This window comes from Phenylobacterium immobile (ATCC 35973) (assembly GCF_001375595.1).
Lineage (GTDB): Bacteria > Pseudomonadota > Alphaproteobacteria > Caulobacterales > Caulobacteraceae > Phenylobacterium > Phenylobacterium immobile.
The window spans coordinates 122150-140660 of record NZ_CVJQ01000001.1; the positions used below are offsets into that span (position 1 = coordinate 122150).

An 18511-nucleotide genomic window follows, 5' to 3' on the forward strand; every position below is an offset into this window, starting at 1 on the left:
CCGGGCTTTCGCCCGAGGCCAGACCGGCGTCAAGCGGGCCCTATCGATCCATATCCAGGGCGTAGCCGGCCGAGCGGACCGTGCGGATCGGATCGTCCGCCTCGGTGGTGTTCAGCGCCTTGCGCAGCCGGCCTATGTGGACGTCGACGGTGCGGGCCTCGACATAGACGTCCGAGCCCCAGACCGCATCCAGGAGCTGCTCGCGGCTGAACACCCGGCCCGGGTGCATCATCAGATAGTCCAACAGCCGGAATTCGGTCGGGCCGAGATGGATTTCCGAGCCTGCGCGGCGCACGCGATGGGCGATGCGGTCGATGACGATGTCGCCGCGGCGCACGCTGTCCTCGGCGAGGCCCGGGCGCAGGCGGCGCAGAACAGCGCGGATGCGGGCAGACAGCTCGCTCATCGAGACCGGCTTCACCAGATAGTCGTCGGCGCCGGTGTCCAGCCCCCGCACCCGGTCGGAGTCCTCGCCGCGCGCCGTCAGCATGATGATCGGCACATTGCGGCTTTCCGGCTTCTGGCGAAGCCGGCGGCAGACCTCGATGCCCGAGACCTTCGGCAGCATCCAGTCGAGCACCACCAGGTCGGGAAGCTTCTCCTCGACCATCAGCAGAGCCTCGTCGCCGTCGCCGGCGAGGGCCACGTCGTAGCCCTCCTTCTCAAGGTTGTATTGCAGCAGAGTCGCGAGGCTTTCCTCGTCCTCGACCACCAGGATGTTGGGAAGGATCGCCACGGCGGAACCTACAATGCTTCGGTCTTGGGACGGGCGGCGAAGATCACATCCTCGCCCGTGATCTCATAGTGCACGATCTCAGCGATATTGGTCGCGTGGTCGCCGATGCGCTCTAGGTTCTTCGCCACGAACAGCATGTGCGCCGCCGGCGTGATCGTCCGCGGATCGGCCATCATGTAGGTCAGCAGTTCACGGAACAGCGCGTTGTAATGCTCGTCGACCTCGTCGTCCTGCGACCAGACGGCGAGCGCGCGTTCCAGGTCGCTGCGCGCGTAGGCGTCGAGCACGGCGGTCAGGCGCGTGGACACCAGCTTGCCCATCCGTTCCACCGAGCGCGTCAGTGGCGTCATCGGCTCCGCTTCGTTAAGCACCAGGGCGCGCTTGGCGATGTTCTTGGCCAGGTCGCCGCAGCGCTCGAGGTTCATGGCGATCTTCATCGCCGCGACCGTGCGGCGCAGGTCCACCGCCATGGGCTGGCGGATGGCGATCATGCGGATCGCCTTGCGTTCAATGTCGATCTGCGCGGCGTCGAGCTTGAGGTCGCGGCCGACGATGGCCGTCGCCAGCTCCGGGTCGCGCTTGACCACGGCGGCGATGGCGTCGGCGACCTGCGACTCCGTCAGGCCCGCCATGCGGGTCGTCTCCGCGGTGAGCGTGTTGAGCTCATCCTCGAACGACTTGACGATATGCTCGCTCATGGCCGCCTTCGCCTTCCACGCCCGTGAGCGTTCCGAATCTTCAGGTCGGAACACCTCCGGCCTGGGGGTGCATCCTATATTTTCATGACAGTTTTATAGCCTCATCCGGCGATTGTGACGGGTTCGGTGTTGTGATGGACGGCGAAGTCGCCGGTTGACCCGGACCGGGGGGCCCTAGCGACACCTGCGGCACGTAGACGGTGAAGGTCGCGCCATGACCAAGCTCGCTTTCCACGACCATCCCCCCGCGGTGGCGATTGGCGATATGTTTGACGATCGCAAGGCCGAGCCCGGTGCCGGCCCGCGGTCCGGCCTTCTGTCCCTCCACCCGATAGAACCGCTCGGTGAGGCGCGACAGGTGCCCGCGCGCGATTCCTGGGCCCTGGTCGGCGACATGGATCGCCGCGTAGAGACCACTCGGTTCGTCGGGCGACAGCAAGGCGAAGCGGGCCGCCCCGGGCCGACGACCCGCCGCCGCCGCCTCAGCCCCGAGTCCGCCGCCGATGACGATCCTGATCACCTGCCCCTCCGACGAATACTTCAGGGCGTTGTCAGCCAGGTTCTGCGTCACCTGAACGATCTGGTCGCGATCGCCGTACACCAGCACCGGCTCCTCGGGAAACTGCGGCTCCAACCGTACGCCGCGTTCGCGAGCCAGCGGCGAAAGCGCCTCAGCCACCTCCATGGCGCAGGCCTTGAGATCGACGATATCCACCGGGTAGGCGTACTCGTTCAGTTCGATCCGGCTGAGTGACATGAGGTCGTCGATCAACCGGTTCATGCGTTCGGCCTGAACCTGCATGATGCCCAGGAACCGATCGCGCGCGCCAGGATCCTCCTTGGCGTGGCCACGCAAGGTCTCGATGAAGCCTGATAGCGAAGCCAAGGGCGTGCGCAGTTCGTGGCTCGCGTTGGCCAGAAAGTCCGCGCGGGTCCGCTCGACCTGCCGCAGCTCGGTCTCGTCGCGAAAGACCAGGATCGCCAGCCGCTCGGTGCCAGCCGTTCCAAGCCGCGGCGCCGGCCGGGCCAGCACCTTCAGCGTGCGCTCCTGGGCGCCGGCGATGGTGTAGATCCGCTCGGCGGGGCGGCCATCGAACAGGGCTGCGTCGGCCGCGTCGAGAACCTCTGGATCGCGGACCGCCGAGACCAGCAAGCCCTCATTGCGCTCAAGCCTCAACAGTCTCCGCGCTGCGAGGTTCGCCGACAGGTAGCGCCGGCTGGTGACGTCATCGCGTTCGGCGGCGGTGATCACAAGCACAGGGTCGGGGATCGCCTCCATGGCCTCGGCATAGGGCGCCTCAGGCCGGGCGCTTTCCATGGCGGCGCGCTCGAAGGCCGTCGGCGTCGACAGCCGCCGCGCGCCCGTCAGCGCGAAGACCAGGGCCAAGCCCAGGCATGCGGCGGTGACCGCCGCCGCGGTGGGAGCGCTCTCTGCGGCCTTGGCCAGGGCGAAGGCCGCGGCCAGGATCGCCACGCCCGCGGCAACGATGAGCCACAGCGCGCCCTGGCGACGGCTCGACGATGAAGGCGGCTCTGCCATCGAATCTCCGTACACGAAGTCTCCAGCTTGCGCGCGCCGATGTCACCCGAATGACGGCTTCGGCAACCTGCGCGACCTTGCGCCGTTTGGTGTCGCATTGGCCAAGGTCGGCGCAGCGAGGCGGACGTAATGACCCTTCAGATTTCCGACCTCATCGGTACGGCCGCCGCATTTTGCTCGATGAGCAGTTTCGTGCCGCAACTGGCGAAGATATGGCGTGAACGCGACGCCTCGCAGATCTCGCTGCGCATGTATCTCGTGACCGTCACGGGGTTCATCCTGTGGACCGCCTTCGGCGCCCTGACGAAGAGCTGGCCCATCGTCGGTTCCAATCTGGTTTGCCTGATGCTGTCCGCCGCGATCCTCGTCTTGAGGTTACGCTTCGGCGACGGCCCAAAAGCGGCCGGAAAGAGCTAGACCCTTGCCCCGTGTCGTGGGCCGATGGATGGAAGGCCATGTCGTACTCGCCCGCCCTGTCGGCAAACAAGCCGCTCGTCGACTTCGTTGTCGCCGGCGCCCAGAAGGGCGGCACCACAGCGCTCTACGATTACTTGGCCGAGGATCCTGCGATCTGCATGGCGCGGATCAAGGAGACCCACTTCTTCGATGACGACGCCCGCGACTGGTCGGCGCCCGACTACGAGGCCTATCACGCCCTTTTTGCAGAACCGTCCGACCGGCTCTGCGGCGAGGCGACGCCGATCTATATCTACTGGCCCTGCGCGCTTGAGCGGATCGCCCGCTACAATCGCGCGATGCGGCTGATCGTGCTGCTGCGCGATCCGGTGGCGCGAGCCTGGTCGCACTGGCGGATGGAGCATTTCCGCGGGGTTGAGCCCTTGAATTTTTCCGAGGCGATACGCGGCGGTCGTGGGCGCCTCTTCGCTGGCGGCCGTGGCGCGCCCTGGGGCTATGACCGCGAGTTCTCCTATGTGGAGCGCGGCTTTTACGGCGATCAGGTCGAGCGGCTGTTCGCCATATTTCCGCGCGAACAAACCCTGATCCTACGATCGACCGCCCTGCAGGACGAGCCGGCCGAGACCCTCGAGCGCGTGCGCGACTTTCTCGGCGCACCAGCGCGCCCGCCCGCCGGGCCCCGCCAGGTCCACGTGGGCGCGACGGAAGAGGGCCTCGACCTTGATCCAGGGGACGCGGCCTTCCTGCGCGAGCTCTACGCTCGCGACGATGAGAGGCTGAAAGCTTTGACCGGTTTCAGCTTCCAGAGCTGAAGGAGAAGCTAATGATGCGGTCCCTGGCCCCGTTTTCGTTCCGAGTGGCGATCCTTGCCTCGCTTCCGCTGTTCGCCACTCCGGCCGCAGCGCAAATCGCGCGCCCCAGCCTGGAGTCGCCCATCGCCTGCGTCGTTGGGAGGACCTGCGAAATCCAGAACTATGTGGACCGCGATCCAGGTCCTGGCGCGCGCGACTATCGTTGCGCGGCGCGTACCTATGACGCGCACAACGGCGTCGATATCCGCCTGCCGGACTTGGCCGCGATGACTCGCGGCGTCGCCGTCCTGGCCGCCGCGCCCGGCCGCGTGGTGCGCCTGCGCGACGGCGAGCCCGACCGCTCAGTGCGCGACGCGCCCTTTGCGCCGGGGCGCGACTGCGGCAATGCCGTGGCCATCGACCACGGCGGCGGCTGGGAGACGATGTCCTGCCATCTCAAGCGCGGCAGCCTGAAGGTGAAGGTCGGCGATCAGGTCAAGGCCGGCCAGCCGATCGCCGCCGTCGGCTTGTCGGGAAACACCGAGTATCCGCATCTGCACCTCACGGTCTTCCGCAACCGCGTCGCTGTCGACCCCTTCGCGCCGGACAGCGGCCGCGGGACGTGCGCGGCGTCAGGCGCGCTCTGGTCGCCCGCGGCGGGCGGAGCGCTGACCTACAAGGCAGGGGCGGTGCTTAACACAGGCTTCGCCGACGGCCCTGTCGACTTTCGCAAGATCGACGCCGGCGTGACCCGCCCTGGGCCGCCGTCCAAGGCCATCGTCGCCTATGCCCGGGCGATCAATCTGGAGGCCGGCGACCAGACGCGCGTGACTTTGACAGGCCCGCAGGGACTGACCAAAGCCAACAACGGGATCGTGCCCCGCGCCCAGGCGCAGAACCTGCTGTTCACTGGCCTGCCGCGACCCGTCAACGGGTGGCCCGCCGGCCGCTACGTCGGGCGTTTTCAGGTGACGCGCGCGGGCAGGACCGTGCTCGACCAGCGGTTTGAGATGGCCCTGCCAGCGAGCCGGTAGGTTCGGCTAGACGATCGAGCTGACGTCGATGTCGGCCAGGGTGCGGCCGACCAGGATTACGGCGTTGTCCATGGCCTTGTCGCCGTCGGCGTCGGCGAAGACCACCACGTCGGCGCCCACCTGATAGGCGACGAAGGCGACGCCGGACTTGGAGATCAGCGCGGCGGCGGCGTCGCGGGCGGCGTTATAGTCCCCGCTGGGCGACAGGCTTTCCTGGTAGGTGGCGATGGTGGCGCCCACCGCGGCGGTGACGCCGAAGTGCAGTCGGTCCTGGGCGCTCCAGTCGATGATGCGGTCAAGCGTGCCCGCCGCCAGGCCGGAATCGCCGCCGGTGAAGGAGAACAGGTCCGAGCCTGCGCCGCCCGACAACTGGTCCGCGCCCTTACCGCCAATCAGGGTGTCAGCGCCGTCGCCGCCGCTCAGCGAGTCGTCGCCGAGGTCGCCGATGAGCAGGTCGGCGCTCGCGCCGCCGACAATAGTGTCCTGGCCCTGGCCGCCCAGCATGGTCGAGGAGTCATTCAGGCCGACGATGGTGTCGTCGCCTAGATTGCCCTGGGCGAAGTTGGCGCCCGCGCCGGTGAAGATGATGTCGTCGCCCTGGCCGCCGAAGATCGTGTCGTCACCCTCGCCGCCGGAAAGGATGTCGGCGCCCTGATTGCCCTGCAGCACGTCAGCGCGCTCACCACCCGTCAGGGTGTCGGCGCCCGCGCCGCCGAACAAGGCGTTCGAACGGCCCAGCAGGCCTACGACGTTCTCGGCCGTCGCATCCCCTATGTAGAGCCGCGACGCATCCGGGAAAATGAAGGTGTTGGCGCCGTAGGCGTCGTCGGCGAACAGCTTGGTCACGCCGCCCTGGGTGATGGCCACCGCCGCGACGCTAACGGCCGTGACGGGCAGAAACTGCGCCGTGGTGTTGAGGGAGGAGGCGGACGGCGTGGCGAACACCAGGGTGTCGCGTGTCGGGTCGAAGGCGGCTGCCTGGGCCGGCGTGATCGATTCAAAGAAGAACGTCGCCATGGCCTTCGACCCTATCGTTCGCGGAATGCGTCGTGGAATGTGTCGATGATCGGAGAGATCAAATAGGACATGATCGTCTGCTTGCCGGTCACGATCAGCACGCTTACCGGCAGGCCGGGCTGCAGTTCCGCCCCATCCTTCAGCATGTGCAGATCTTTCGGATCGATCCGCAGGTCGACGCGGTAGCCGGAAGAGTTGGCCTCCTCGTTGACGATCTTGTCGGCCGAGACCACCATGACCTTAGCCGGCAGCGGATTGGTCCAACGCGCCGAGATGCCGGCCAGCTTGACGCGCGCATCCATGCCCGCACGGACCTCGTTGACGTCATCCGGACGGATCATGGCCGAGACAATCAGCGGCGTGTTCGCCGGCACGATCTCCATCAGCTTCTCGCCGCCGGCGGTGACGCCGCCGACCGTGAACTGGGTCAGGCTGAAGACATAGCCGTCGGCGGGCGAACGGACGACCGTGGACTCCAGGGTCTGACGGGCCGCGGCCAGGCGCGAGCCCATGTCGGCTTGCTTGGACGCTGTGTCGCGCAGTTCTTCGGCCGCCTGGCTCTGACGCTGGTCGCGCAGCGTATTCAGCTGCATCCGCGTCTCGCCCATCTGCTGTTGCAGGCGAGCCTTGTCGGCCTGCAACGAGCCTTTGCGACCCGCGAGATCAGCCAGGGTGCGCTGGTAGCGCAGGATCAGGTTGCGCGGCGCATAGCCCTTTTCATAAAGCTCCTGATAGCCGGCCATCTCGTCGGCGGTCAGCTTGCGCTGCTCCTCGACCGAGGCGAGCTGGGCCTCGTCGCCCTCGACCTGTTGCTGGATCTGCTGGACCCGTTGGCCGAGCACTGAAGCCTGGCTCTCGAAGAGCTGCTGACGCGTGGTGAAGAGGAACTGCTGGTCGCGCAACATGGTCGCCAGCTTGGGGTCGGCGCTGGTGCGGGCCATCAAATCCGGCGGGAAGGTCACGCTGGGCCGCATGGTCGCCTCGGCGGTCAGGCGCGCGGCCTGGGTCGCCAGGGTGTCGTACTGGTTCTGGAAAACATCGTAGGCGGCGCGCGCCTCGACGTCGTCGAAGATGATCAGCGGCTGGTTGACCGCCACATGCTGGCCCTCGCGGACCAGGATCTTGCGCACCGTACCGGGCTCGCGATGGCGCACCGTCTTGCGGTTGGCCTCGACGCGCACTTCACCCGGCGCCGTAATCCCCGTCGCAAGCGGCGCCAAGGACGCCCAGAGTCCGAGCCCGACGACCATGACGGCGATGACGAGGCCGCCGACGACCATCGGCCGGCGCAGACGCGCCTCCATCCGCGCGTCGGTGCGGTCATCGCCCGCGAACACGGGGGCTGAAAAGTCTTCTTCGCCGGCGCGCGGCGCCGGGCGGCCCTTGAAGGGCCCGAAATCAATCTTCATCGGCTGGCCTCGATGGGACGCACTTCGGCCGGCTTGACGAGGCGGGCCATGACTTGATCGCGGGGTCCGAACAACTCGATCCGACCGTCTTTCAGAACCAGCATCTTGTCGGCGGCGCGGAAGATGGCGGGCTTGTGCGAGATGATGACCACAGTCGCGCCGCGGGCCTTCAAGGTCTCCAGGGCGCTCATCAAGGCCTCTTCGCCCTGAGCGTCGAGAGCGGCGTTCGGCTCGTCCAGGACAACGAAGGCGGGATTGCCCATGACCGCCCGGGCCAGGCCGACGCGTTGGCGCTGTCCGGCGGAAAGCGCCTGGCCGCCGTCGCCGATGACCGTGTCGTAGCCGTTTGGCAGACGCAGGATCAGTTCGTGCACCCCCGCGAGCTGCGCGGCCTCGATCACCTCGGCGTCCGTCACGTTGTCACGGAAGCGAGCGATGTTGGCTCGGATTGTGCCCGAGAACAGCTCGGTGTCCTGGGGGAGGTAGCCGACGTACTGGCCGAAATCGCCGCGGTCCCAGGTAAAGACATTGGCGCCGTCCAGCCGGACGGAACCGTTCAGCGGCTTCCAGATGCCCATCAGGATGCGCGACAGGGTGGACTTGCCTGCGCCGGAAGGACCCGCGACGCCCAGCGTCTCCCCTGGCTCAAGGGCGAAGTTGATGTTGCTCAGCACGAGCTGCTTGGCGCCCAGCGGGGCGAAGTTCACGCCTTCGACCTGAAGGCGGCCGGTGGGACGCGGCAGCGACATGGCTGCTGCGGGTGGCTCAGCGCCTTCCAGCAGCTTGATGACGCGGTCGTGGGCGCGGATCATGTTCTGCAGGGGATCCCACGACCCCACGATCTTCTCGATCGGGGCGAGCGCGCGGCTGGCCAGGATCATGTTGGCGAACAGCATGCCGGAGTGAATCTTGCCCTGCAGCACCAGATAGGCGCCGACAGCGACGATCATCACCTGAGCGCCCATGCGCACGGCGCGTATGGTGTCGGAATAGGTGTTCGAGATCTCAGCCGCGGCGGCGCCGCGCTCGATCGTCACCGCGCGGTGCTTGGCCCAGTGGGCCCCCAGCGTCGGCAGCAGGCCCATGGCGCGTACGACCTCGCTGTTGCGCAGGGCCGCGTCGGTGAAGGCGTAACTGCGCAACTGCGCCTCGTTGGCCTCCTTGATCGCCGGGCGCATGGCCCGCTCCTGCAGCAGGGCGAGGGCGACCAGGATGATCGCCGCAACCACCGCGACCATGCCCACGGCGGGGTCGATGGCGAACAGCACGATGATGAACACCGGGATCCACGGCAGGTCGAAGATCGCCGCCGCCCCGATCCCCGTCATGGTCTGGCGGAACTGGTCGAGGTCGCGCAGCGCCTGGGTGCGCGCAGTCTGATCGCCGCGGACGGCGGCGTCGAAGATGCCGGAGAAGACACGGCCGGAGACCTTCTGGTCCAGGGCGATGCCGTAGTTGATCAGGATGCGGGCGCGGAAGTCGTCGATCACGCTGGTGACGGCGAACACCAGCAGCGTCACCACGCTGAGCGCGATCAGCGTCGGAATCGACTGGCTGACCATCACCCGTCCATAGATCTGGAAGGTGTAGAGCGGCATCGCCAGATAGAGCACGTTTGAAAAGAAGCTGAACGTCGCCGCCACGAGGAGCGGCTTCTTCGCCGAATGCAGCGCGCGGGTCAGCGCGTTGTCCGGCTGATTCATCCAGAAGGTGATTAGCTTCATGCCGGTATATTCATATGCCTCATGGCCGCATCCGCTGGGCCCTTGGCTCCAAAACGGCTGAACATTGTTTCGATATCACAAACGACGCCGCCTGCGCCGCCGTCAAAAAATCCGCGGAGAGATGAGAGCCGCCCTTCCCCTTGTCAATCCGTCGTCCAGGGGCGACCAGAAAACACATGTCCAGGACCGCAATCGTCGGCAGCTGCATTACCCGTGACCTGTGGCCGATCCGTGGCGACGCCCAGGCCGACCTCCTCTATGTCTCTCGCACGAGCCTGGCGACGCTGTTCACGCCCGCCCTGCCCGCGTTTCGTCCCCTAGAGACGCCACCGCCCCCCCTCGGCCCCTACCAGCACCGCGCCATGGTCGCCGACCTGCAGGCGACCGCCCTGGCGCGACTGGCGGCTTTCCGACCGACCCACCTGATCCTCGACCTCATCGATGAGCGCTTCGACCTGTTGGCCGTCGGCGACAGCCGCGTCACCGACAGTTGGGAGCTGCGCGCCAGCGGTTATCTCGACCAGCCAGTTTTCGCCAGCGCGCGACCGATTCCCAGGCTTTCGCCGGCGTGCGAGGCGCTTTGGCGCCAAGGGGCGGCGGATTTCCTCGCCCTGATCCGCGGCACGCGGCTGCGCGACGCCCGGCTGATCCTGCATTCGGCGCGCTGGGCTGCGCCTGCGCCCCCAGATTTCGAGATCCTTCCGGGGCGTGCCGGTGACCCGGCGGCGCATAACGCGCTTTTGGCGCGCTACGAGGACTACCTGCTGCAACTTGCTCCGGAAATGGTGGTTGTCGCCGCGCCGGACTTCAGACGGGCCGACCCCGACCACGTCTGGGGCCTCAGCCCATTCCATTACACCGCCGACTATTACGCCGAGATCACCCGGCAGCTCGCGGCCCTGGGGCTCGAGATAAACGCTACCTAGCGCGCGTCGCGCGAGCGGCGCGCCCAGTGCTCCAACGGCGTCGTCGCATCCCGCGCCAGTTCCGGATGAGCGACCAGATAGGCCGCGCCCGCGAAACCCGGACGCGGCTCGGCGACGATCCAGGCGCCGCCCGTGAGATAGTCAGTAAGAGGGTCTGCCTCGGCGCTGAGCGCCTCGCCGCGCTGGCGAACGTACCACGCGCTGTCGAACCAGGGGCTGGGATCGCGACGCTCGCGGGCGCCATAGGTCAGGTAGTGCGTCAGCGGCTCCTCGCCGCCGGCCGCGACGTCGGCGTTTTCCGCCAGATACCAGGGCGCGTCGAACAGGGGATGCGGACTAACCCCGCGCCGCCAACCTTCAGTCAGATAGTAGACCAGCGGTGGCTGGCCGTAGGTCTCTCGCGGCGCCTGGGCGACGACAAAGGCCGGGTCGAAGAGGGGGTGCGGCGTGAGCCCGTCGCGCCAGCCCCGCCGCAGATAGTGGGCCAGCGGATCCTCATCGGCCGCCAGGCTTGGGCCCTGCGCCAGATAGTGGGCGGGATCGAAGAGCGGATGCGGGCTGAGCCCCCCCTGCCGGCCCACCGCGGCGTAGTGCTGCAAGGGCGTCAGACCCGTCCGGGCGAGCGCCTCGGCATTCGCTCGCGCATAGAAGGCGTGATGCAGCAGCGGATGCGGCGAACGTCCTTCGGCGGCGCCGGCCGTCAGGTAATGGCTCAGACCTGGCCCGCGCAGGTTCGCCAGGTCGGCGTTCTGCGTCCGGTACCAGGCCTCGTCGAACAGCAAGCCTTTCGGCGGCGCCTGAGGTCGGCCGCGGGCGTAGGCCAAGAGGCCCGGCGCGGACTTCGGCCACAGGCCCGATTGTGCAATCAGCGCCGCCCGGCCTGGCCACTTCAATCGCGCGAGCAGGCGCTCAACCCGCCGCACGATACGTCCGCGACGACGGACAGCGCCGCCCGCGGTCCGAGCCTGATAGGCGGCGAGGCTGACCGTCCGCAGGCGCGCGCGACTTTCCGCCAGGGCCTGCAGCGCCGCGTTCAGCGCCAGGCCGGCGTCGGTGCGGGTAAGGGCCTCGCGCATCTCCGCGGCGCGCACCTTGTCCGCCGCCGCGGCGGCGAGCGCATGGAGCGCCGCCGCGCGCTCAGCGACCTGGGCGGCCTTCGCCTCGATGTCGCGCGCGTCGATCGTCACCGCGGCTGTTCCGCCAGCCATTGCTGATAGGTCCCCAGACCGGACTGGAAGGGATCGGGGAATGCCGTCTGCAAGTCGGCGCGCTCGCGGTAGAGGACGCGGTCTGCCTTGGCGATCGCCGCGCCGTCGGCGTAGACGCCATAGGCCCACCAGCGGGCCGGAATCGCCGGGTCGGTCGTCTCGTCGATCTGGCGCTTGTACCAGTTCCAGATCTCATAGACCTCGAAGTTGCCGCCGGCGTAGCGCCGGGTCATGGCGTCGCCGGTCGGGCCCAGCTTGGTGAAGTGCCAGAACCGCAAGGGCCGGCCATTGACCGTGATCGCTCCGTCCTTGCCGATGGCCACGGTGCGGGTCGACAGGTTCCAGCTGGCGACATTGTAGCCGGGATCGCGGATCACCTTCAGCCTGTCGAACAGCGCCGGCGCGTGGTCGCACCAGCGCTGGTCGACGAAGAGGCCGTTGGGAATGTCGTCATAGCAGAAGTTCAAAAGCCGCTCGGCCCACCAATCGGCGAACCGTGCGCCCTCACCCGTGGTGCGCACAGCGCAGAAGCCGAGGTTGAAGATGCCGGTCTTCGAGGCCGATAGATCGTTGTCGAGGATCGCCGAGCGCTCGTGATTGGGCTCGATCAGGTGCGGCGTCAGCAAAATGTCGTAGTCTTCCAGCCACGCAACGAGGGGCGACAGATCAGCCAGCAACGCGGTGTCCGGATCGAGATATATCACCGCATCATGGGCGCCCGCGGCGCAGGCCTGACGCATGAAAGGGCCTTTGACGGCCGTCGAAATCTCGATGACGTCGTGCTTGAACAGCCAGCTGCGCAGGTTCGGGATCTCAAGATCGCCCGGCCAGACCACGCGGTCGAACGGCTCCATCGCCGGGTAGAAGTCGAAGCCCGGGGGCGGCTCATCGACCATCAGGGCGACCAACTCCCAGTCCGGATGGAAGCGCCGCACCGTCTGGAACAGCACGCGCGCGCGGTTCAGATAGGAGAAGGTGAAGCTGGAATAGCAGAGCACCTTCACGGGCGCAGGTCCTTAGTCATCAGGTCGAAAGTCAGCGCGCCCATCGCAAGGTTAAACAGCGGCCGCGGACGGGCGCGCCGCGACAGGGCCAGGATGTCGCCCGTTTCAAAGGCGCTCACCAGGGCGGCGTCGTCCTCAAGCACCTGGCCTAGACCCGTCTGGGCGACGAACGCGGCGACATTGCCGCTGTCGGGGTTGGTGACGACCGCGGCGCCGGCCGCGGTGGCCTCATAGGCGGTGAACGAGAAGGTCTCCTGGCAGAGCGGCCAGATCAGGGCGACGTCCGGCGCCAGCTCGCTCAGCGCCTGGGCCATGGCGTCCGGCCGCCCTGGACTCACCCGGACCGCACGGAATTCCACTGGCGTCGCACCCTCAGCGGCGACTCCGAGGTGATGGAAGCTGTAGCGTGGATCGTCCTCAAAGCGGAGCGCCAGGTCGCAGAAGACACCCCAGCCCTTATGGGCGGCGGGCGCGCCGAGGAAGGCCACCCGTAGCGCACCATCGTGGGCCGACGCCGTCTCGCCCGCCGGCTCCAGTCGTGCGTGCGGATGGACGACTTCGCCAGCGGCGGCGTGTGGCCAGCCGGCGCGCCAAGTGGCCAGGGCGGCCTCCGACGGACTCGCCACCGTCAACGACAGGGCAGAGAACAGTGCTTCGTGGGCGGCGATGTGGTCCATGCGCCGCGGACGATAGAGGCACACTCCGCAGGCGGCGCTGCCGGGCGCCGGCGCGCCGCAGTCGGCGACGTCATTGCGCAAGAGGTGAACACCGGCGCACAGGCTCGCGAAGTCATGCAGCCAGAACCATCCCGCCGTGAGCCCGCAGGCCCGGACGATGGCGATGGTCTCAGCCGCCGTCTGGCCGAGAAGGCTGTGGATGGCGAAGCTGCGTTGCGAAGAAGCGCCCGACAGCGTCCCCGAGAGCACCCGGGCTATGTCCTTTCCCTCGAAAACACCGAGCCGGACGCCGTTCAGAATGACGCCCAGGCGGCTCGGCTCGCTGTCAGGCCGCACGATCGGCCAAGGATCGGCGGGGAAGATATGGAGGTGCGCGCCGCCGCGCGCGGCTTGGGCGGCCGCCTCCCGCTGCACGCACAGCTGCAGGCCGCCGACATTGGCGAAAACGTCGTCGTGGCTGAAGGTCAGGTGCAGGCGGACGAAGTCAGCGGCGGCGAGCGCGCGCTCCAGCGCCGCGATCGGCGAAAGCATCGCGCGGACCTTCAACCGCTCGGCGAGCCGCTGATCGAGCGGCTTCAACCGGGCGACAATGTCGTAGCGCAGGCCGAGGTCGAGCCGCGCCGTACGGCCCTCGGCGCGACCGGTCCCGACGAAATGGACGAAGGGGTTCACCCCGGCCTCGGCGACATCCGGATAGGCGTCCATGTAGTCCTTCAGGGAGAAGCGCCGGGTCGGATCGCGCCCTTCACGCCAGCCGTGGACCAGGAAGTGGTCGAGGGGGTCCGTCCCGGCGCGGGCGACATCCGGATTGGCGGCGAGGTAGAAGGCGGCATCGAACTCGGCCGCGACGACCTGCCGGTCAGGATGGACGACCGGCGCAACGGGCGCGAGCCGGCGGCGGATGGCGTTCAGCACCCGGCTCATTGGGCCAGACTCCGTCGGGCGGCCAGGTCCGCGGTCAGCGCGCCGAAGGCGAGGTCATAGGCCGCAGGCTGGCGGGCGCGGCGGGCCAGGGCGAGGATTTCGCCGCTCTCGAAGGCGGCGATCAGGGCTGACTCATCGGCCAGGACGACCCCGTGTTCGCCCTCAGCGGTGAAGGCCGCAACATTGCCGCTGTCGATGTTGGTGATCACCGCAGCACCCGCCGCCACCGCCTCATAGGCTGTGAAGGAGAAGGTTTCGCGGCAGAGCGGCCAGATCAGCACCGCGTCGGCCAGGCTCTCCGCCAGGCCCGCCTGCATGGCGTTGGTCCCGACCGCGGTGGGGTCTTCGGCGACCATGACGGACGCGAAGTCGACCGGCAGGCCGCCCTCGGTGCGGGCGCCCAGGTGGGTGAAGGCGTAGCGCTGGTCATCCTCGAATCGCAGGGCGAGCGCCCGGAACACCGGCCATCCCTTGTGCGCCTGCGGGAGGCCAGCGAAGGCCAGGCGGAAGGGCGCGTCCGGCGCAGGCAGCGGCGCGGGACCGTTCTGGTTGAGGGTCGCATGAGGCTCCACGACGACACCGGCGGCCGGCAGGTCGCCCGCGCGGCGCCAGAGCGCCAGGGTCGCTTCGGACGGGCTGGCGACGGTCAGAGACAGGCCCTCGAAGAGCACCCTGTGGCCCTCCACATGACGGGCGCGATGCGGGCCGTAGGCGCAGACGCCGCAAGCCGCACTGCCGGCCGGCGGGGCGCCGCAGTCGGCGACATCGTCGCGCATGAGGTGGTAGCCGGCGCAAAGGCTGGCGAAGTCGTGCAGCCAGAACCAGCCTTCTGTCACCCCCAAAGCGCGGGCCAGGTTCACGACTTCCCCCGGGGCATGGCCCAGGAGGCTATGAATCGCCAAGGTCCTCCGGCCGGTTTCGGGCGCCGCCGCGGTGAGCGCAGCCAGGATCGTGTCCGCGGAAAAGACGCCGACCGGCAGGCCGTTCAGCACCACGCCCATCGGCGCAGTCTCACCCGCCTCGCGCATCACCGGCCACGGCGTCGCCGGATGGATGTGAAGATGATCGAAGCCCAGGCGGGCGAACCCCAGGCCTTCGCGTCGCAGGCACAGCTGGACGCCGCCGATATGAGCGGTGTGGTCATCATGGCTGAACGTGAGGTGCAGGTCCCGCAGGCCGAACCGGGCGGATGCGAAGGCCGCGTCCAGCCGAGCCTGGTCCGCCACGGGCGTGGCCGCAGCACGGGCCTTGGCCGCGGCGATGCGCCGATCCACCGGAACCAGGCTGGCGAGGATATCATGGCGAAAGCCCAGATCGCTCAGCGGTCGGCGACCTTCGGCCTGGCCCGTGCGGATGTAGTGAACGAAGGGGTTCATGCCGGCCGCGGCGACGTCCGGATACATCGTCAGATAGTCGCCGACCGAGAACCGGGCGGTCGGATTGCGGCCCTCAATCCAGCCTGAGCGCAGGAAATGATCCAGCGCATCGGCCCCGGCCGCGGCGATGTCCGGGTTGGCGGCGAGGTAGAAGAGGGCGTCGAAGGCGTCGGCGATGCTCGCCCGTTCGTCGGCGAGATCCTGCGGCGTGCGCCGCCGCGCGCGGCGCTCGGCCGGCGTCAGGAGACGAGACGGCGCGAAGTCCCAGCCTGCCGCCACGGGCCCCAACTGGTGGCGAAGTCCGGTCGCGGACGCGGGCGCCTCGCGACCCTCGTGGCGACCCTGGGTGAGGTAATGGTGGAAGGGCTCGACGCCTGCGGCGCGAACATCCGGATTGGCCTCGAGGTAGCCCTCGACCGAGAACCAAGGCGCCGGGTCGCAGCCTTGCCGCCAGCCCTCGACGAGATAGTCAGCGACGAGGCCGTCGGCGGCTTCCGCGCCAGGCCGCGCCGCGCGATAAAAGCCCGCGTCCATCGCCAGCGACACGATCCGCTGCATCTCTTGCGAAGGGGGGGCGTTCGAAGCCATCGAAGCCCTGTGCAACAGTTGGCCTCAGCGATCAACCGGACTTGCCCTCACCGGATGGCCTGCCTACAGCCTTGAAGCGCGATGACCGCCGCGCCCGACACTCCGGATCGAACCGCCTACCTCGTGCTGGGCATGCACCGCTCGGGCACCTCGGCGGTGACCCAGTTGCTGGCGCTGGCCGGCGCGGACCTGCCCACCGATGTGATCGCCGGCGACGAGAATAACGCCCGCGGCTATTTCGAACCCTGGCGGATCGCCGTCTTCAACGATGCGCGTCTGCGCGCGGCGGGCTCGGCCTGGGACGACGTCTTTTGCCACCCCTATCGCGCCGTCGCCGACGCGAGCGCCGATCGCACCTGGGCCAACCGCGCCAAGGCGCTGTTCGCGGCGGAGTATGGGACGCTGGCGCGCCCGCTGCTGAAGGACCCGCGCGTGACCGTCCTGATGCCCATGTGGCGCCAGGCCCTAGACGAGCTAGGCTTGCCGATCCGCTGCGTCGTCCCGGTGCGCCATCCCCTGGCGGTCGCGGGCTCGCTGGCGCGCCGCAACGGCTTTCCGGTGGAGAAGTCCGTTCTGCTGTGGGCCGCCTACATGCTCGCGGCGGAAGCCCATAGCCGCGGCCTGCCGCGCGCCTTCCTCGGCTACGACGCCCTGCTGGCGGACTGGCGCAGCGAAGTCGCCAAGGTCGAGATCGCGATCGGCGCGCCGCTGCCCGCGCTGACGGACACAGCCGCGCGCGAGATCGACGCCTTTCTCACGCCCGAACTTCGACACAACGTCGGCGACGGCGACTTGGCGACCCTGGGCTGGGCCGGCGCCCTGGCTGACCAGGTGTTCCAGGCCTTGTCCCGGACCGAGGTCGACCAAGCCGCGCTGGACGCGGCGGCGGCGGAACTTGAGCGGCGACGCGTCGAGTTCGGCTTCCTGGTGTCGCCCGCGGCACGTGACCTAGACCAAGCCCGCGCCGATCTCGCCGATGCGCGGGCCGCTGCGGACCAGGGCCGCCACGACGCCGTCGACCTGGCCGCATTGGAACGCGCCCACATGGCCGTCGACGCGCAACTCGACCAGATTCTCCGCGACACCGAGGCTTGGCTAAAGCCGGCCTGAACGCTGCAGGGACGGGTCGATCGCCACGTAAAGCAGGGCCGTGATCACAGCGAGATCCAGCGGGTATAGATAGCGGTAGTCGCAGGCGACTGAGATCAGGAAGAAGCTGGCCGCAAAGGCCGCCGCCCCCAGCACCAGGGCGGCGATCACATAGTCCGCAGGATCGCGCCGCAGCATGAGGAAACCGACGATGACGCTCCCCAGGCCGAGCCAGAACAGGTGGGCGTAGACGGGCGTCTTCATCGCCAGGCCGAAGTAGCGATGCAGGTTGAGGTCGCGAGCGTCAGTGCGCGGCCCCAGGCCCAGAGTCTTTAGCATCTCCGGTGGCCCGACGACGCCTACCGCGAACGGCAGGCACTGCTTCAGGTCCGGCGGCGCGATCAGCCATCGGAACACATCGAAGCGGTGGGCCAGATAGGCGCCCGGATGATCGGTGACGACATCCAGCCACTGGCCGTGCATAGCCGCATCAGGCACCCGCCAGAGCGCCTTCCTAAGCTCGACGTCTGCGTCGAGGCCGTCGATCCGCGATGCGGAATAGTGGGTGCGCGCGCCCCGCTCGATTGTTCGCGCCGCTGGCGCGTCATCCTGGGCGAGGCGGTCGAGCTTAAGCCCGGGCGCGTGGGCGACCGCACCCACCACGTCGTAGTGCTGCAGGATCAGGATTTCGGCGTGGGGTCGCACCTGCCGATCCGTCCGCGGCGGCTCGGCGATCTCGACGACCGCCAAGGTCACCAGAGCCACGGCGGCCAACCCGGCCACGCCCCAGACGAGGGTGCGCCCGCCAAAGCCCCGAGCCGTCCAAGCAAGGGCGGCGATGCCGGCTAGGGCCAGCACGACGCCGTTCTGTCGAACCGCCGCAGCGAAGCCCAGGCAGAGGGCCGCGCCGATGAGGGAGGCCCAGGGCGCGCCTATCGACCAACGCCGGGCGGCCCGCGCCAGCAGGACGAAGGCTGCGACCGTCAGGTTGGCGAACAGGACATCGCGCCAGACGACCCCTTGGTAGACCAGGATCTGCGGCGTCAGCAGGACCGCGGCGGCGGCGATCGGCGCGGTCCACGCGGTGCGTGGGCGAAGTCGCGGCAAGGCCGCCAGGCTCGCGAAGAGGATGGCGCTGGAGATGATCACATAGACCGACGCGCCCGGCCGGATGCGGTCGGCGAGGCCGAGAGCCCAGGCGAAGGCCGCCGGCGCCCAGGTCTCGCGCACATGGCTGCGCCCCTGGGCCAGGGCGATGACGGAGTCGTAGGTCAGGTGGCCAGGTAGGTTGACCCACAGCACGGCCGCAAAGCCGATCAGCAAGACCAAGATATAAGCCACAGCCGCAGCGGA

Annotated in this window: 16 protein-coding genes; 5 read left to right on the top strand and 11 right to left on the bottom strand. The window is 68.4% G+C overall.

What is annotated here, in order from left to right; all coding sequences use genetic code 11:
- Positions 1 to 40 precede the first annotated feature (40 nt).
- The 3 genes from phoB to BN1313_RS00590 all read right to left on the bottom strand — a co-directional run bounded on the left by phoB (position 41) and on the right by BN1313_RS00590 (position 2974).
- Positions 41 to 730: a phosphate regulon transcriptional regulator PhoB gene (phoB, locus tag BN1313_RS00580; RefSeq protein WP_091742038.1), complete on the bottom strand. Its 690-nt coding sequence runs from the start codon at positions 728 to 730 to the stop codon at positions 41 to 43.
- A gap of 14 nt (positions 731 to 744) precedes the next feature.
- Positions 745 to 1434 (bottom strand): phosphate signaling complex protein PhoU, encoded by a 690-nt coding sequence (gene phoU, locus BN1313_RS00585; RefSeq protein ID WP_091735107.1) that lies wholly within the window; start codon positions 1432 to 1434, stop codon positions 745 to 747.
- A gap of 82 nt (positions 1435 to 1516) precedes the next feature.
- Positions 1517 to 2974, bottom strand: a complete 1458-nt coding sequence (locus tag BN1313_RS00590; protein ID WP_091735110.1) for a sensor histidine kinase — start codon at positions 2972 to 2974, stop codon at positions 1517 to 1519.
- A gap of 129 nt (positions 2975 to 3103) precedes the next feature.
- On the opposite strand from BN1313_RS00590, the gene BN1313_RS00595 reads away from it, so the two are divergent.
- Genes BN1313_RS00595 through BN1313_RS00605 form a run of 3 tightly spaced genes read left to right on the top strand, consistent with a single transcriptional unit; the run spans position 3104 to position 5216 of the window.
- Positions 3104 to 3391 carry a SemiSWEET family sugar transporter gene (locus BN1313_RS00595; RefSeq protein ID WP_091735113.1) on the top strand — a complete coding sequence of 96 codons (288 nt, stop codon included), beginning with the start codon at positions 3104 to 3106 and terminating at the stop codon, positions 3389 to 3391.
- Between the two features lie 38 nt (positions 3392 to 3429).
- Positions 3430 to 4203 (top strand): sulfotransferase domain-containing protein, encoded by a 774-nt coding sequence (locus BN1313_RS00600; protein WP_218054300.1) that lies wholly within the window; start codon positions 3430 to 3432, stop codon positions 4201 to 4203.
- A 14-nt stretch (positions 4204 to 4217) separates the two neighbouring features.
- A complete protein-coding gene (locus BN1313_RS00605) occupies positions 4218 to 5216 on the top strand; it encodes a M23 family metallopeptidase (protein ID WP_091742044.1) in 999 nt (332 codons plus the stop codon).
- A 6-nt stretch (positions 5217 to 5222) separates the two neighbouring features.
- Here BN1313_RS00605 and BN1313_RS00610 read toward each other — a convergent pair whose 3' ends face one another.
- From BN1313_RS00610 to BN1313_RS00620, 3 genes are read right to left on the bottom strand one after another with little or no spacing between them, the layout of a single operon-like run.
- Positions 5223 to 6233, bottom strand: a complete 1011-nt coding sequence (locus tag BN1313_RS00610) for a calcium-binding protein (RefSeq protein WP_091735136.1) — start codon at positions 6231 to 6233, stop codon at positions 5223 to 5225.
- A gap of 11 nt (positions 6234 to 6244) precedes the next feature.
- Positions 6245 to 7642 (bottom strand): HlyD family type I secretion periplasmic adaptor subunit, encoded by a 1398-nt coding sequence (locus tag BN1313_RS00615; protein WP_245620042.1) that lies wholly within the window; start codon positions 7640 to 7642, stop codon positions 6245 to 6247.
- On the bottom strand, positions 7639 to 9366 hold the full coding sequence (locus BN1313_RS00620) for a type I secretion system permease/ATPase (protein ID WP_091735139.1): 1728 nt from the start codon (positions 9364 to 9366) through the stop codon (positions 7639 to 7641). Before BN1313_RS00620 ends, BN1313_RS00615 begins: the two co-directional genes overlap by 4 nt.
- A 176-nt stretch (positions 9367 to 9542) precedes the next feature.
- Between BN1313_RS00620 and BN1313_RS00625 the strand changes: the two genes are divergently transcribed.
- Complete coding sequence (locus BN1313_RS00625; protein ID WP_091735142.1) at positions 9543 to 10292, top strand: DUF6270 domain-containing protein; 750 nt, start codon at positions 9543 to 9545, stop codon at positions 10290 to 10292.
- Here the strand turns inward: BN1313_RS00625 and BN1313_RS00630 are convergent.
- From BN1313_RS00630 to BN1313_RS00645, 4 genes are read right to left on the bottom strand one after another with little or no spacing between them, the layout of a single operon-like run.
- The gene (locus tag BN1313_RS00630) at positions 10289 to 11500 is read right to left on the bottom strand and encodes a hypothetical protein (protein ID WP_141653051.1); all 1212 of its coding nucleotides are present in this window, start codon (positions 11498 to 11500) and stop codon (positions 10289 to 10291) included. The two genes, BN1313_RS00625 and BN1313_RS00630, sit on opposite strands and share 4 nt — an antisense overlap.
- Positions 11476 to 12504, bottom strand: a complete 1029-nt coding sequence (locus BN1313_RS00635) for a hypothetical protein (RefSeq protein WP_091735149.1) — start codon at positions 12502 to 12504, stop codon at positions 11476 to 11478. The genes BN1313_RS00630 and BN1313_RS00635 overlap by 25 nt, the downstream gene beginning before the upstream one ends.
- Complete coding sequence (locus BN1313_RS00640; RefSeq protein ID WP_091735153.1) at positions 12501 to 14105, bottom strand: glycosyltransferase family protein; 1605 nt, start codon at positions 14103 to 14105, stop codon at positions 12501 to 12503. The genes BN1313_RS00635 and BN1313_RS00640 overlap by 4 nt, the downstream gene beginning before the upstream one ends.
- Positions 14102 to 16069, bottom strand: coding sequence for a hypothetical protein (locus BN1313_RS00645; RefSeq protein WP_141653052.1), 1968 nt, complete (start codon positions 16067 to 16069; stop codon positions 14102 to 14104). Before BN1313_RS00645 ends, BN1313_RS00640 begins: the two co-directional genes overlap by 4 nt.
- 81 nt (positions 16070 to 16150) lie before the next feature.
- Between BN1313_RS00645 and BN1313_RS00650 the strand changes: the two genes are divergently transcribed.
- Positions 16151 to 17179, top strand: coding sequence for a sulfotransferase family protein (locus BN1313_RS00650; protein WP_091735159.1), 1029 nt, complete (start codon positions 16151 to 16153; stop codon positions 17177 to 17179).
- Here BN1313_RS00650 and BN1313_RS00655 read toward each other — a convergent pair.
- The gene (locus BN1313_RS00655; RefSeq protein WP_176695851.1) at positions 17165 to 18487 is read right to left on the bottom strand and encodes a hypothetical protein; all 1323 of its coding nucleotides are present in this window, start codon (positions 18485 to 18487) and stop codon (positions 17165 to 17167) included. The two genes, BN1313_RS00650 and BN1313_RS00655, sit on opposite strands and share 15 nt — an antisense overlap.
- Positions 18488 to 18511: the final 24 nt, after the last annotated feature.

Bases quoted from the DNA above. Each gene is read 5' to 3' on its own strand.
- BN1313_RS00645 (WP_141653052.1), bottom strand. From the start codon at position 16,069: ATGGCTTCGAACGCCCCCCCTTCGCAAGAGATGCAGCGGATCGTGTCG.
- BN1313_RS00620 (WP_091735139.1), bottom strand. From the start codon at position 9,366: ATGAAGCTAATCACCTTCTGGATGAATCAGCCGGACAACGCGCTGACC.
- BN1313_RS00610 (WP_091735136.1), bottom strand. From the start codon at position 6,233: ATGGCGACGTTCTTCTTTGAATCGATCACGCCGGCCCAGGCAGCCGCC.
- BN1313_RS00615 (WP_245620042.1), bottom strand. From the start codon at position 7,642: ATGAAGATTGATTTCGGGCCCTTCAAGGGCCGCCCGGCGCCGCGCGCC.
- BN1313_RS00595 (WP_091735113.1), top strand. From the start codon at position 3,104: ATGACCCTTCAGATTTCCGACCTCATCGGTACGGCCGCCGCATTTTGC.
- BN1313_RS00640 (WP_091735153.1), bottom strand. From the start codon at position 14,105: ATGAGCCGGGTGCTGAACGCCATCCGCCGCCGGCTCGCGCCCGTTGCG.
- BN1313_RS00590 (WP_091735110.1), bottom strand. From the start codon at position 2,974: ATGGCAGAGCCGCCTTCATCGTCGAGCCGTCGCCAGGGCGCGCTGTGG.
- BN1313_RS00605 (WP_091742044.1), top strand. From the start codon at position 4,218: ATGCGGTCCCTGGCCCCGTTTTCGTTCCGAGTGGCGATCCTTGCCTCG.
- BN1313_RS00625 (WP_091735142.1), top strand. From the start codon at position 9,543: ATGTCCAGGACCGCAATCGTCGGCAGCTGCATTACCCGTGACCTGTGG.
- BN1313_RS00600 (WP_218054300.1), top strand. From the start codon at position 3,430: ATGTCGTACTCGCCCGCCCTGTCGGCAAACAAGCCGCTCGTCGACTTC.
- BN1313_RS00650 (WP_091735159.1), top strand. From the start codon at position 16,151: ATGACCGCCGCGCCCGACACTCCGGATCGAACCGCCTACCTCGTGCTG.
- phoU (WP_091735107.1), bottom strand. From the start codon at position 1,434: ATGAGCGAGCATATCGTCAAGTCGTTCGAGGATGAGCTCAACACGCTC.
- BN1313_RS00630 (WP_141653051.1), bottom strand. From the start codon at position 11,500: ATGGCTGGCGGAACAGCCGCGGTGACGATCGACGCGCGCGACATCGAG.